A 13682-nucleotide genomic window follows, 5' to 3' on the forward strand; every position below is an offset into this window, starting at 1 on the left:
GCCCCCTTGCAACGTCATGCTGTAGGTTGAACATTCGTACGAGCACCCGCACCTTGTTCGGAACGGCGTTCACGGCGTACCGCGACACCGAGCACACATACCCCAAAGCATACCACAGTGATCAGCAGCAAGGAAATCGCGCTTGCGCCCAAGCTCGGTCCTCCGAACAAGATGTCCATATTGCCTTCAACGGCATAAGTTGCCGGCAAATACGTGCTGATGCCGTGATAAAATCCGTTTAGCAGCTCTCGCGGCACCATCGCGCCGGAGGAAACAAGCTGTGCGGACAGCATAATGATATTCAAAATCATCCCTGCATTCCCGAACAGAATCAGGAACATTTGGGCAAAAAACATGAAGGACACCATGACAAGCGCCAAGAACCCCCACATCGTCGCAAAGCTGACTACGGATTGACCTCCAAGTGCATGCACCATGGCTGTCGCTACCAAGCTGACCACGATAGCCGAACCGATATTCAGCACGACACGCACACCAAATACCGGCCATTTTCCAAGCTGCGCACCGGCGATATTCATCGAGATTTGCACGTTTTGCGCCATGATCATCGCTCCGACGTAAGACGCAAGCACCAGCATCATTGGCACCATCTGATTGTGCATGCCGGTCACTTTGTTCGAGCTCTGCACGTCGCTAACGACACGCTCGGACAAACCGCTGGCAATCGGCGCCGCGCGATCAGCCGGCAGCTGCGGGTTGACCTGCTGCAGTGCAGCCTGCGCCCCGGCCGCAATCGCCTGCTTATTTGCAATCGCCGTGATGTTCGTGGAAACGGACTGCATCACGCTCTTGATCAGCTGCGGATTCGACTCATTAATATAGTAATGGATCATAGCCGTTTGACCCGGTGTTTGAAGCTGCTTGGAGAAATCGGAAGACACGTGCAGCACCATATGGAACTTACGTTCATCAAGCTTTTGCTGCGCGTCGGATAACTGCTCTAGCTTTGTCACTTGAAACGGAAGATTGGACGACAAGCCTTCAACCAGCGTCTTCCCGAGTCCCGAATCTTCATTCACGATAGCGATAACTAATTTGTTCGTATTGTCCGTGATCCCCTTGTAGCCCGTCATCCAAATGATGCTGAATACAAGCTGGAACACAATCGCGATGACGATGCCCACAATCGTCGTCGGCTGCTTCAGTACAGTTTGAAACGTTTTGCCCATGGTAATCTCTCCTTCTCTCTGTCTAAAGAATGTTAAACGATCGTTTAAATTAAACGTTCGTTTAGTATCATATATCAGTTTCCAATATCCGTCAATAGCTCTTGTCAAAATAACAACGCACGACGAGCACGCACCACGAGGAAGACCCTCCATTAGGCTGTTTTGTCAAACCGAAGCTTGCCTCCCTCCCGAAAAATGTAAATATTGCCTATTTTCTTGAAATGGGATACTATAAAAAAGTCCATGCAGCTTTCCTCTTTCGATTCGTTCGGCAGCGATGTGCAATCGTTTGCACAAAGTAGCAGCACCGTTACTTCGCTCTCAATAGAAACATTTACAACTAGAGTTCGCTCTAGTTCATCTTAATTCGATTACGTTTACAAATGTCGCCGGCGTACGACGCCGCGCGCCATTTCATTTTTCATCGAACTTGCCGGAGCGGCCGGCGGCTCTGATTACGATCGTTTTGATATGATAGCGCTCTGTGTCATGAGCCGAATGGCCGAGCTCGGCTGCCGTATTCCAGACGATCTTGCCGTAATCAGCATTACTAACATCGTCCTTCGGAACTTACGTCTCCCCCTCTTTGTTCAGTCGAATCTCGCAGATGGGCTGCACCGCATCGCAGTCGCTCATCCGCTTGATCAATAATGAACCGTACTCGCAGCAGCGCATCGTGATCCCACATCGTTTAGCCGCCGGAGAATCGACGCCGTTCCGAAGTGACGAGGGGCCTCAAGATGAAGCTTAAGTGAGGAGGGCTCACGAACGTCATGTCCGTAGACCAAAAGATACAGAGGGAAATCGTATTCGCCCATTGGTTTCAACATGCCGGGGCCGGTTTGGCGGTCGTTTCCAACGAGGGCGCTTTTTTAATGGTTAACGAATCGTTTTGCCGGATGCTTGGTTACGCGGAGCAGGAACTGCAGCGGCTGTCCTTTCATGAGATCATGAGGTTCGGCGAAGCGGCCGCAACCAGCGGGCTGCTTGCTCAAATCCAACAAGACGGACGGCAGCCGCAGCGCCTGGAGCATGCGTTCGTCCGCAAAGACGGCCGAATGGTATGGATGCAGCTGCATATCACTATCGCAGACAGCGTTATGCAACATTTTCTCGTTGAGATGCACGAAATTTCGGAACAGAAACGGCTGGAACAGCTGTTAAGGAAATATGAAGAACGATTCCATTCGATCTTTGAGAATCATCCCGAACTCGTCTTCTTATACTCTGAATCGGACGGGCTCATTTATATCAGTCCTGCATGTGAGAAATTAACCGGATATACGGCGGATGAGCTGCTTACCGATCCTCACGCGATCCAGATGCACAACTTACCATCGATCAAACAGCAGTTTGATCGTGCATGGCGAGGGGAGCCGGTCAGTTTCGACATGTCTTATCTTCACAAAGACGAGCGTACGTTGTACGTTAATGTAGCGTTTGTTCCAATTACGTGCGGCGGCAAGATTGAATCGTTGTTCTGTATCGTGAAGGACGTTACGAACGAAAAGTTAAAGAGCGAAAAGCTGGTGCGGGCGGAAAATTTGTATCACCTGATTTCGGAAAACTCGCAAGATATTATTACGATTACCGACAAGTTCGGAATCGTCCAGTACGCATCGCCGGCGATTACGAGAGTGCTTGGGTACAAGCCGGAAGAAGTGATCGGTCATTACGGCGGCATTCAATGGGAGCAAAACGATGTACGGGAATTTGAAAATTCGTCACCTTTCCAAGACTCGCTTGAGGTGCTCGTAACCGCCCGGAACTTGCATAAAGACGGTCATATCGTATATATGGAAAACAAAATAAGAGCGATCTGCGATGAGCAGGGGGAAATCGTCCAATTTCTTGCGATCGCCCGCGATATTACGGAGCGGCTTGCAGCGGAAGAAGGATACCGGCGCATTGTCGAAGACTCTCCGGATATGGTCATCATAACCCGCGGGCAGCAATGGCTGTTTATTAATGAAGCCGGTACAGCACTGATCGGCTGCAACGAAAAGTCCGAGGTCATGCAAAAACCGTTTATCCAATACATCGCCCCAGAGTATCGGGATTTGATCGAAGCGAGGCTGCTTGAGGTGGCCGGCGGCCAAACCGTCGGGTTGATTGAACATAAGCTGATTCGTGCGGACGGGAAAATCATTGATGTCGAATCGAAATCGATGCCGACCGTTTTTAAAGGGGAAGCTGCCATTTACACGGTCATACGTGATATAACGGAGCGGAAAAAGACGCAGGAACTGCTGATCAACTCGGAGAAGTTGTCCGTTTCGGGCCAGCTTGCCGCCGGGATCGCACATGAAATCCGCAATCCGCTCGCCGCGATCAAAGGATTTTTGCAGCTCATGAAGTCCGGGCAGCCGACCAAGCAGGAGTATCTCGAAATTATTTCGGAAGAAATGAGCCGGATCGAAGATATTTTATCCGAGCTGCTTGTGCTCGCTAAACCGCAAATTTCGAAGCATGTGCCGAAAGATATCGGGCAATTGATCCAGCAAACCGTCATTTTACTCGGCACGCAGGCGATTTTGAAAAGCATCGAGGTCCAAGTTTCGATTGATGACGAATTGCCGCTGCTCGTGTGCGACGAAAATCAAATCAAGCAAGTGATCATCAATATTATCAAAAATGCGCTCGAAGCGACCGCAAGCGGAGGCGTCATTCGAGTCAGCGTCCGCAAATTAGGCCACGCGGCAATCAAGATCGTGATTCGCGATAAGGGGTGCGGGATCTCGAAGGAACGGCTTGCCCGGCTCGGCGAGCCGTTTTATACCACGAAAGAAAAGGGCACCGGACTCGGGCTTATGGTCAGCCGCCGCATTATCGAAAGCCACGGCGGCACCTTCTCGGTCACCAGCACCGTCAACGTCGGCACAACGGTCACCATCACCTTCCCCATTGAGCGAGAGCAGATGAACGGATTCGGATGACTGTTCTTTAGCCGCCGCCGGCTTCTTCGAGCGCAGGACTCTTATCATTACTTCGAAAATAATGTTTCCGCTTGTTCAAGCGACAATTTGTTTCCAAGACCCGAATAATCGAGCCATGGCTGATCCGGGATCATGTAGATGTGGTTCGCTTTCACGGCCTTCAAGCCTTGCCAGATAGGGCTGTTCTGCAGCTGCTGATATAGCTTCTTGGCTCCGTCTTCATTATTGACAACGATGAAAATCGCATCCGCATCGTAATCGGGAAGCACTTCTTGAGAAATCGGCTCGTACGATTTATCCTTGCTGATTTTCTCAACGCCTTTGGCAGGCTTCAACCCCAAATCTTCAAACAGCATGGGTCCCATCGGACGTCTCGTCCCGAAAACGCGAAGTTCTTTCGCTGTAACGCGTACCGCCATGACGGTGCCGCTGCCGATTTTATCGTGGATTAACGTTTTGACGCGTTCGGCTTGCACCTGATTGTCTTTAATAAAATCCTCGGCCTGTTGTTCGCGGTCTACGAGCTTTCCGACCTTTCTCAAACGGTCCCGCCATGTTCCCTCATCCAGATTGAACACTTCGGTCTTGGCGATTTTTTCATATTTCGAAACGGTACTGGCATATTGTGAATCGACAAAAATAACATCCGGTTTAACGGACAGAAGCGCTTCCAGATCAGGATCCGCGGCTGTCCCGAGCGGCTTCGTATTCGTCAGGCGATCCGCGACATGCGGGAGGAACGTTTTCAAATCGCCGCCCACGACGGAGCCGACGGGGGTGATTCCTAGCGCAAGGAGATCGTTGGTCAGATGGATCGAGAGCGAAGCGATTCGCGGCTCCTGAGCAGGAGCTTTCTTATCGGAGCTTGCCGCAGCGCCTTGTGCAGGGGTCTTACTTTGCTGCCCGCATGCGGAGATTACGATCATAGAAATGATAGTGATAAACAAAAGAATCGTCTTTTTCATTAGAAGTCCCCTCAATTTGGTTATTTGGTTTTACGAAGCAAGTAAAGAAAGTAAGGCGCGCCGACTGCGGCGACTACGACACCCGCCGGGATGGCGTTAGGTTGAAAAATGGAACGTCCGACTGTATCTGCAGCCAGCAGAATGATCGATCCGATGAGTCCGGAAATCGGCAAAAAATGCTGATGCATCGGACCGGTTAGACGGCGTGCCAGATGGGGAGCAACCAAACCGATGAACCCAATCCCTCCGGCCACGGAAACGCTGGCGCACGATAAGGCTACGCCCATGGCGAGCAGCACCAAACGCTGTCTGCGTACCGGAGACCCTATGCCTATCGCAAGTTCGTCGCCGAGCGTGAAGGCATTTAACGTCTTGGATTGGAAAAGGATATAAGGAACGATCAGCGCGATCCAAGGGAACAACGCGAAAGCGTGAACCCAATCCCTGCCCCACACATTTCCGACCAGCCACCTGGAGGCGAATGCGTATGTCTCTTGGTCAAGGCGAAGTGATAAGAAAAGCGAAACGGCGCTAAATCCGGCCGCTACGGCAATCCCGATCAAAATGAGCCGAACCGGCTGCAGCCCCCTATGGCGCTCGTAAGCCAGCATGACGATCGAAAGAGCCGCCAGAGCCCCGCCTATAAACGTGAACAATGGGATAAGAAGCGAGGACAAGCCGTCCATCGAGTGGAAGATCGTCACAAATAGGATCAATCCGAACGAGGCGCCCGCATGAATGCCTAGGATGCCGGGATCGGCGAGTGCGTTTCGGGATAATCCTTGTAAAATGGAGCCGGAAACGCCAAGCCCGAAGCCGGCTAACAACGTAACGGCTATACGGGGCAGCCGGAATTCAAATAATACCATCGCATCCTCCGGGCTTCCGCTGCCGATCAGCGTTCGCAGAACGGCTGCAGGCGCAAGCCGAATCGAGCCCGTATTTAAGCTTACGATGACGGCGCTTAAACAAACAAGAATCAAGACAGCTCCGACCACAACAGCTCTTTTCCTTCTAGCTTGCATGTGACTATGCATTACAAGCTCCTCCTTTCTTTACGGGCGAGATAAAGAAAGAAAGGAACACCGACAAGCGCTACCATCACACCGATCGCCAGCTCTCTCGGCGGATTCACTATCCGAGCTCCCAAATCGGCCAAAACCAGTAATATGGCACCCAGGAAAGCGGAGACGGGAATCACGAAGCGGTAATCGACTCCGACCAGCTTGCGCGAAATGTGCGGAATGACGAGACCGACGAAGCCGATCGAGCCTACGGCCGAAACGGAAACGCCGGCAAGGATCAAGGCGGCCGACATGCCGAGCATTCGCACCCGCTTCGTCTTCACGCCTAAATTCACCGCCACCTCATCCCCCAAGGAAACGATCGAAACGGAGCGCCCCATTACCCATGCCCAGATCACGGCTCCCGAGATGATCGGAATAAGCACCTTTAAATGGGACCATTTGACCCCGGCAACCCCGCCTGCATACCAGAAGGCCAAATCCTGACTAAGATCGTAATAAATCGCCACCCCTGAGCTGGCAGAATGCAGTAGAGCCGCAACGACAGCTCCCGCGATCGTAAGCCTTAGCGGCGTCAGGCCGCCTGCCGAAGTCGAGCCGAGCAGGAAAACGAACAATGTGCTGAGCACAGCCCCAATAAACGACAGCAGCATTAAAGCGGAATAAGGAATACCGGGGAAAAAGGCAAAGCTAAGAGCCACCATTAACATTGCACCGGCATTAATGCCAAGTATCCCTGCATCGGCCAACGGATTGCGCGTCACACCCTGCATCAAGGCTCCTGCAACAGCGAAAGCGGCTCCCATCACGGCGGCTCCGATCACTCTGGGCAAACGCAATTCGTGAATGATCTGATGCGACGTCAGCTTGGGATCATAATGGAGGATCGCCTTCCATACCGTTGTCAGCGTCAAATCTTTCGCACCGTACGATACCGCCGCCAACATGGAAACCAAAAGTCCTAGCAAAACAAGAACAAATACAATGCCGAATCGTGAGATGCTTGAGCCCATTTAGAAGGTTCCTTTGCTTTTTTATAAACAGCTCGAAATCGTGCGGCCATCATTGGCGTTCAGCTTCCGCAGGCCGTTCGATCCGACGAGCGCCGTTATTTTTCGGTATGTAGGCAGGTCGTTTCGTATTTCATTATCTCGTATCGCTCCTGACCCGTATCCGGCGATTCGAACAGCCCGCCATAAGTGATAATGATTATCATTAACAATAACGATTGTATATGCAGAATCCTTTAACTGTCAATAGAAGCTGGAGAAAAAAATACCTTGGGCTAGACGGTATGGCGATGGCATGTAAATTCTGGGAATACTTATAATGAATAAAGCAATCCATAATTTCAAGCTCTGGGTCCTGCATACGTTGCCGCGTTCGGTACCCACCTTTCGAGATCGTGATTCCTTTGCTCAGACATTCTAACCTTCTTCATGTCGATGGACTGGCAGCAGTGATTGAAAAAAATACAGCCTGCCCTCAGTCGAGAGGCAAGCTGCATTTACTTTCATAGTCGTCCAGTTGGAGTTAATGAGATATCGTCATACACGTTTCCGGTATTTTGCACTTTATTTCTAGCCCGTGCTAATTCAGATGCTTGAAGCATGATGGGCTTCCCTTCATTCCACCATGTCACGCGCAGTTCGGGATACATGGAAGCCATGTGCACCGCTTGTTCAGCTTCGCTTTCAACAAAATGCGTAAAGCCAAGCTCCACTGCACGGTTCCCCTTCCAACGAGCCGTGCTTTCCGCAGTTGGAGTTTCGATATCATCGTCCCTGAAAACAATAGGAATGTTGAAATTGTGCTTCTGCAGCCAGCGTATCGTTCTCTCCCTATCCAATGACGGGCGGCCTGTAATGATGATATCCCCGTTTCGAACTTTTGGGGCAAAGGCTGCCGGAGCCATAGAGTCCCTTAGCATAAGCGCTTCTTCGAGGTTATCGCGATATTGTGCGGAATCCACATCCCGAAGGAATACACCGTCCAAATCCCATGCCGTATGTTCATATTCAGGATCCATGTAAGTGCCCGAATGGAGAACGGTGTCCGGATTGATCTCGGCGCGTTCCCATGGCAAAATGAACCTTGCATCCGTTTCTTGCAAATAAAAACAACAATAATCCGGAATTGAGGCCGATAATTGATCCCTAACTACAACGAGCGTGGAACATTTGTAACCCTCACGCTCCAGGTACGCTTTGCAATCTATTAATGTTTTACCGCTTCCGGCAAAATCTTCACTAATGAGAAGGCGAGCATTGGGTGGAGGAAGGGGCCCGACCGGAATTACGTTTCGCGTTGGCCGGTCATATTTGAGAAAGAAAAGCGGAAGACCGGTAAGAAATGCCATATGCACGCCGGCAAAAGAGCCGCCTCGAAGGATGATAACGAGGGCATCGAACCGGGCCTGCTTAATGGTTTCGGATAACGCATCCAAGCGAAGGAAGATGGATTCCATTATACTTCAAAGCTTGCTGGTCGCATATTACTCTGAAACTGCCGTAGCGGTTTCGCCCCGTTACAGGCGCCGTCCAATTGGTCGGAGCAGCATCGCTCGTCTTCGGGTACTGGTATATAGGGGCGCTTGCGTGGGCCGGTATTTGGCTCGGCATCACGATGATAGCTTCATATGGACATGAAGGCAGCCGGCCATTCCCGGCTGCCTCAGTTCCAGGAACCCTAGCCCTTCTCCTCATACTTCGCGCTGACCGATCCCCTTACAACCAGTTCAGGCGGAACGCTCCACCGAATCATAGCCCGCTCCGTATCCAGCGTCATCCTCAGCAGCTCGACGGCGGCATGGCACATACCCGGAATATCGACCCGCATCGTCGTTAACCCCGGGTTCATCGATTCGGCCATCCTTAAGTCATCGAATCCCATCACGGAAACATCCTCCGGCACGCGAATATTCATATCGCGCAGAACCTTCATGAGCAGAATCGCAGCTCGGTCGTTACTGCAAAATACGGCTGTCGGCTTGGCCTGCATACTTTGCCAATAATTGCGTATTTCTTCTTCCGTGGCTTCAAATCCCCGCGACTCCGTCAAGCACATAGCGGCATCCATCGCTAATCCCGCATCCCTCATCGCCGTCCAATACCCGACCCAGCGCTCTTCGTGACTCGTCGTCAAATTTGTCGCTCCGACAAAGCCGATTCGCCGATGGCCGCAGCGGCTCAAATACGTAACCGCTTCATAGGCCCCCTCTATGTTGGCCGAGGTCACGGCCGGCGCTCGAATACCGCGGTGATACGAGTCCAGCATAACGAACGGCTTGCCCTGCTCCGCGACCATCCCCGCATAGGAATGGCTGACAATGCCGAACAATACGACCCCGACAAAAGGCACGTCGTGAAAAAGGTTCGGAAGCCGGCGCTCTTCCTCCATCTGCCGGTCAATACGGGCAATAACGGCGTTATAGCCTTGATTTCGAATCTCCTTTTCCAGCGTCCACATCAGATTGTGAAAAAACAAAAAATGATCGTTATCCTCAAAGCTGATAATCCGCTCAGGGACAAGCACAAGCATATTTAGCGACGGCTTGTCTCGCTCACCGTATCTTCCATATCCAAGCTCCTTGGCCGTAAGCAATACTTGCTCCCGGACTTCGCGACTGACGCCTTTCTTGCCTGCCAGTGCGATGGACACGGCATTTTTCGAAATTTGCAAATGATCGGCTATGTCCTGCATCGACACTTTTTTTCTGCGATTCATCATTTTCCACACTCCGATTGTATGATACAATCCATTTACATAATGATTGATATATCAATGTTTTGTCAAGCATTTTCAAGTAAATGAGGAGGAATTCGGATGAAGTATGCAATCGGAATTGACATCGGAGGCACCAAAACGGCGATCGGACTCGTTGACCCTGCGGGTCACATTGCGGCAAAGCGCGTGCTGGCAACGGAAGGACCGCCGGAAGCTATGGTTGTGAGGATCGCAGCAGCGGTCCGCGAGCTGTGCAGCGAAGCTGCCGTCGAGCCTAGCCAAGTGCTTGGAATCGGTATTGGCGCCCCCGGCCCCTTGCATCCTGCAAGCGGAACTATCGTCTGCCCGCCGAATTTGCCGGATTGGAAAGGATTCCAGCTGGTGAGTGAGCTTCAGAAATATGTCGATCATCCTATCCTTATGGAAAATGACGCAACTGCCGCAACTTTAGCCGAAAAATGGGTCGGAGCCGGAACGGACAGCGATCATTTCGTTTATGTGACGATCAGTACGGGAATTGGAGCCGGTATTTACATGCACGGCCAATTGGTCACCGGCTCGACAGGCAATGCCGGGGATGCCGGTCATATTGTGATCGACCCCGCGGCGGGACGCTGCTCTTGCGGCCAAGACGGCTGTTGGGAATTCGTCGCTTCGGGAACGGCCATCGCCCGGCAAGCATCCGCGAAGCTCGAACGTCCGGTCACTGCGGAAGAGGCTTTTGCGCTGGCATCTCAGGGAGACAAGCAGATGCTCGAGGTGTATGAAACGGCGTTTCGCCAAGTCGGCGTCGGCTGCGTCACCTTGATTAACTTATTGGACCCGGACAAAATCATCATTGGGGGCGGCGTTTCCAAAGTAGGAGATGTATTGTTCCGGGAAGTTGCCCGCTACGTGGAAAAGAACGCCCTCAACCCGTCCGGACGGCAAACGCCGGTCGTCCCTGCGGCGCTCGGCCAGGATGCCGGCCTGATCGGGGCGGCCGCTCTCCTTCACATCGGCAAAGCCCAAGGCGAAGGAAACCAAAATTCGTCCATTGAACCGATATTTTTGCAGCCTGTGTTTCAAGAGCGTATATGGGGCGGCACCAAATTAAAGGAAGGGTTCGGTTACGACATTCCTTCCCCGCATACCGGCGAGTGCTGGGCGGTCTCGGCGCATCCGAACGGCCAAAGCATCGTGCGAAACGGCAGGTTTCAAGGAAAGACGCTGGGCGAGCTTTGGGTGCAGCATCGTGAACTATTTAGCGCCCCGGGGACAACAGACGCCGAGGCTCCGTTCCCCTTATTAATCAAAATCCTCGACGCCTCGGACGATTTGTCCGTGCAAGTGCATCCCGATGACGAATATGCAGCTATTAACGAACACGGCGAACTCGGCAAAACGGAATGCTGGTACATCCTCGACGCCGAGCCCGATGCGGAAATCATTTTCGGGCACCGGGCGCAAACGAAAGAACAGCTTGTGGATTACATCCGCAGCGGAAACTGGTCCGACCTGTTAACGAGGGTTAAGGTGAAAGCAGGCGACTTTTACTACATACCGAGCGGTACTCTGCACGCCTTGGGCAAAGGAATCGTTGTGCTGGAAACGCAACAAAGCTCCGACACGACGTATCGGGTTTATGATTATAACCGGGTCGGTCCGGATGGGAAGCTTCGCGAGCTTCACCTCGACAAAGCGATCGAAGTGACCAGCGTGCCGCATGTACCGGCGGAGACTCATACGGCTTCCGAGGTATATGAGGACTGTACAAGAACGACGTACATCCGCAATTCATTTTTCACCGTACAAAGATGGGAGATTGCCGGAACTGCTTCATTCGCATCCGAAGACCGGTTTCTCATCGCAAGCGTCGTTAGCGGAACCGGCGCCATCGATTGCGGAGATGCGTTGTTCGCTTTGCGCAAAGGCGATCATTTCCTGCTGCCCCGGAATCTCGGCCCGTACCGGATCAGCGGAAGGCTGGAGCTCATCGTATCAAGCACCGGTCAGAAGTAAATCAAAAACGGACGGTCCTCCCGATGGAGAGCCGTCCGTTATTTACGATGAACTGCGAATCTTCATGATCACCTTCGTCCCCTTGCCGAAATGACTTTCCACGCGGAGCCCGTATTCCTTGCCGTAATGCAGCTTGATTCGCTCATTCACGTTTTGCAGCCCGATTCCTCGCCCTGTACCTTGCTCATAAATGATTTTATCGAACCGGTCGTTCAGCTTATCTACGAGCTCCTTGCTCATGCCAACACCGTCGTCGCTCAGGATAAAGAATATGTCCGTACCGAGCTGATAAGCGGATACGCCGATTTCGCCCGACCCTCCGTACTTCTCATAGCCGTGATAGATGGAATTCTCTACAATCGGCTGCAGCACGAGCTTTAACATAGGGGTTCGAAGCAACTCCGGAGGCACGTCCATCTTGAGTGCAAACTTATCGTTAAAGCGCATGTTCTGCAGGTACAAATAATGCTCCAAATGCTCCAGCTCCGATTGCACCGTGCCGGTTTCGTTGCCCCTGGTCAAGCTGTAGCGAAGCATTTGACCTAAGTTATACGTCATAGCGGCAACCTGCTCGTCATCATTGAGCTCCGCCATCATCCGTATCGTTTCCAGTGTATTGTAAATAAAATGCGGATTGATTTGGCTTTGCAGCGCTCGCATCTCCGCTTCCTTCTTCAGCAGGCGGCTGTCGGTCACTTCGCCGATCAGCTCCTCGATGCGGCCGACCATCTGGTTAAAATGCTTGCCGAGCAAGCCCACTTCATCGGCATATCGCACATGAAGCCGCACGTTCAGATTGCCGGCCTGGACCTGTTTCATGATTTTGGACATTTTGCTTAAAGGCTTGGTCAAGAAATGTGAAATGACGATGGAAACGAGCAGCGCGAAGCCCGTAATGGCGAGAGTTGCCAGGATCGTCACGTTCCGGTTCAGCTTCGCCTTGGCCGTTACTTCCTTCATCGGGATCAAGGAAACCATTTTCCATTCGGTCTTGTCCGAGGTCATGTACGTACAAATGTACGGCTCCCCTTCCCAGTCCACTTCAAAGCTGCCCTGCTTCCCTTGAAGCCTGTTCAGGAAGGGCCAGCGTTCATTGTTCTGGGTAATATACGAACGGTCGCTGTCATACACAATATGGTTTTGCTGGTCGAGAATCATCGATTTGCCCTTCGTAATCGCATCCAGCTCGTTAACGGTCTTGGCCATGACATTCACCGAGGTGTCGAAGACGATGATGCCGATCGGCGTAATCGAGGCGGCATCGCGAATTTCACGAACGACCGAAAACACGTAATCCTTGCTTCCCGAGGAATACTCGACCTCTTGCACAGGCAGCAGCACGGGCAGCCCGTCGGCTTCCTTGGCCAGCTGGCGAAAATAAGGAATATTGTCCCGGATATCGTTGCGAACGCCATCGGTTTTCAGGTTGTAGTACAGCTCGTCATAATTGTCGATAATGTAGACCGAAGTCGTATCCTGCTTAATGTTATTAATCGAAAGAATGGACAGCTCTACCGTCCGCAGTTTATCGAAGCTGCGTCCCGGCTGGGTAAGCTTGGCCTGCATCTCCTCCATGAAGAGCGGAAGAGCGGAGATTCGCTTAATGTCCATGATGTAATTGTCCAGCTTGTCCAGAAGCTCCGAGGTCGTCCCCAGCACGTACGTTTCGGTATTTTCCTGCATCGACCTTGAATAATTCTGGTAAGAAATAAAGCTTGTCAATGTAAGCGGCAGCGTAATCAGAAAGAGAAACACGACAATCAGCTTCTTCTTCATGCTGGCATCGGCGAAAAGCAGCCATATTCTCGTACCCGCTCGCTTGAAACCGGAATTCATGAG

At 51.9% G+C, this 13682-nt stretch carries 9 protein-coding genes; 2 read left to right on the forward strand and 7 right to left on the reverse strand.

Annotated elements, in window-relative coordinates:
* Nucleotides 1-14 precede the first annotated feature (14 nt).
* Nucleotides 15-1190, reverse strand: a complete 1176-nt coding sequence (locus ACFFK0_RS07490; RefSeq protein WP_377469442.1) for a YhgE/Pip domain-containing protein — start codon at nucleotides 1188-1190, stop codon at nucleotides 15-17.
* Nucleotides 1191-1963: 773 nt separating this feature from the next.
* Between ACFFK0_RS07490 and ACFFK0_RS07495 the strand changes: the two genes are divergently transcribed.
* Nucleotides 1964-4126, forward strand: a complete 2163-nt coding sequence (locus ACFFK0_RS07495) for a PAS domain-containing sensor histidine kinase (protein ID WP_377469444.1) — start codon at nucleotides 1964-1966, stop codon at nucleotides 4124-4126.
* Between the two features lie 47 nt (nucleotides 4127-4173).
* Here ACFFK0_RS07495 and ACFFK0_RS07500 read toward each other — a convergent pair whose 3' ends face one another.
* From ACFFK0_RS07500 to ACFFK0_RS07520, 5 genes are all read right to left on the reverse strand, one after another.
* Nucleotides 4174-5091, reverse strand: a complete 918-nt coding sequence (locus tag ACFFK0_RS07500) for an iron-hydroxamate ABC transporter substrate-binding protein (protein ID WP_377469445.1) — start codon at nucleotides 5089-5091, stop codon at nucleotides 4174-4176.
* A 20-nt stretch (nucleotides 5092-5111) separates the two neighbouring features.
* Complete coding sequence (locus tag ACFFK0_RS07505) at nucleotides 5112-6128, reverse strand: FecCD family ABC transporter permease (RefSeq protein WP_377469447.1); 1017 nt, start codon at nucleotides 6126-6128, stop codon at nucleotides 5112-5114.
* A complete protein-coding gene (locus tag ACFFK0_RS07510) occupies nucleotides 6128-7063 on the reverse strand; it encodes a FecCD family ABC transporter permease (RefSeq protein ID WP_377469482.1) in 936 nt (311 codons plus the stop codon). The genes ACFFK0_RS07505 and ACFFK0_RS07510 overlap by 1 nt, the downstream gene beginning before the upstream one ends.
* A gap of 566 nt (nucleotides 7064-7629) precedes the next feature.
* Entirely contained in the window at nucleotides 7630-8583 is a 954-nt protein-coding gene (locus tag ACFFK0_RS07515; protein WP_377469448.1) for a hypothetical protein, read from the reverse strand.
* A gap of 221 nt (nucleotides 8584-8804) precedes the next feature.
* Nucleotides 8805-9845, reverse strand: coding sequence for a LacI family DNA-binding transcriptional regulator (locus ACFFK0_RS07520; protein ID WP_377469449.1), 1041 nt, complete (start codon nucleotides 9843-9845; stop codon nucleotides 8805-8807).
* A 96-nt stretch (nucleotides 9846-9941) separates the two neighbouring features.
* Between ACFFK0_RS07520 and manA the strand changes: the two genes are divergently transcribed.
* Nucleotides 9942-11843: a mannose-6-phosphate isomerase, class I gene (gene manA / locus ACFFK0_RS07525; RefSeq protein ID WP_377469450.1), complete on the forward strand. Its 1902-nt coding sequence runs from the start codon at nucleotides 9942-9944 to the stop codon at nucleotides 11841-11843.
* A 42-nt stretch (nucleotides 11844-11885) separates the two neighbouring features.
* On the opposite strand, the gene ACFFK0_RS07530 is transcribed toward manA, so the two are convergent.
* On the reverse strand, nucleotides 11886-13679 hold the full coding sequence (locus tag ACFFK0_RS07530; RefSeq protein ID WP_377469451.1) for a sensor histidine kinase: 1794 nt from the start codon (nucleotides 13677-13679) through the stop codon (nucleotides 11886-11888).
* Nucleotides 13680-13682 lie beyond the last annotated feature (3 nt).

It is taken from the genome of Paenibacillus chartarius, assembly GCF_042432825.1.
Classification (GTDB): Bacteria; Bacillota; Bacilli; order Paenibacillales; family NBRC-103111; genus Gordoniibacillus; species Gordoniibacillus chartarius.

Excerpts from the sequence above, each read along its gene's own strand:
- ACFFK0_RS07490 (WP_377469442.1), bottom strand. The coding sequence starts at position 1,190 with ATGGGCAAAACGTTTCAAACTGTACTGAAGCAGCCGACGACGATTGTG.
- ACFFK0_RS07495 (WP_377469444.1), top strand. The coding sequence starts at position 1,964 with ATGTCCGTAGACCAAAAGATACAGAGGGAAATCGTATTCGCCCATTGG.
- ACFFK0_RS07500 (WP_377469445.1), bottom strand. The coding sequence starts at position 5,091 with ATGAAAAAGACGATTCTTTTGTTTATCACTATCATTTCTATGATCGTA.
- ACFFK0_RS07505 (WP_377469447.1), bottom strand. The coding sequence starts at position 6,128 with ATGCATAGTCACATGCAAGCTAGAAGGAAAAGAGCTGTTGTGGTCGGA.
- ACFFK0_RS07510 (WP_377469482.1), bottom strand. The coding sequence starts at position 7,063 with ATGTTGGCGGCGGTATCGTACGGTGCGAAAGATTTGACGCTGACAACG.
- ACFFK0_RS07515 (WP_377469448.1), bottom strand. The coding sequence starts at position 8,583 with ATGGAATCCATCTTCCTTCGCTTGGATGCGTTATCCGAAACCATTAAG.
- ACFFK0_RS07520 (WP_377469449.1), bottom strand. The coding sequence starts at position 9,845 with ATGATGAATCGCAGAAAAAAAGTGTCGATGCAGGACATAGCCGATCAT.
- manA (WP_377469450.1), top strand. The coding sequence starts at position 9,942 with ATGAAGTATGCAATCGGAATTGACATCGGAGGCACCAAAACGGCGATC.
- ACFFK0_RS07530 (WP_377469451.1), bottom strand. The coding sequence starts at position 13,679 with ATGAATTCCGGTTTCAAGCGAGCGGGTACGAGAATATGGCTGCTTTTC.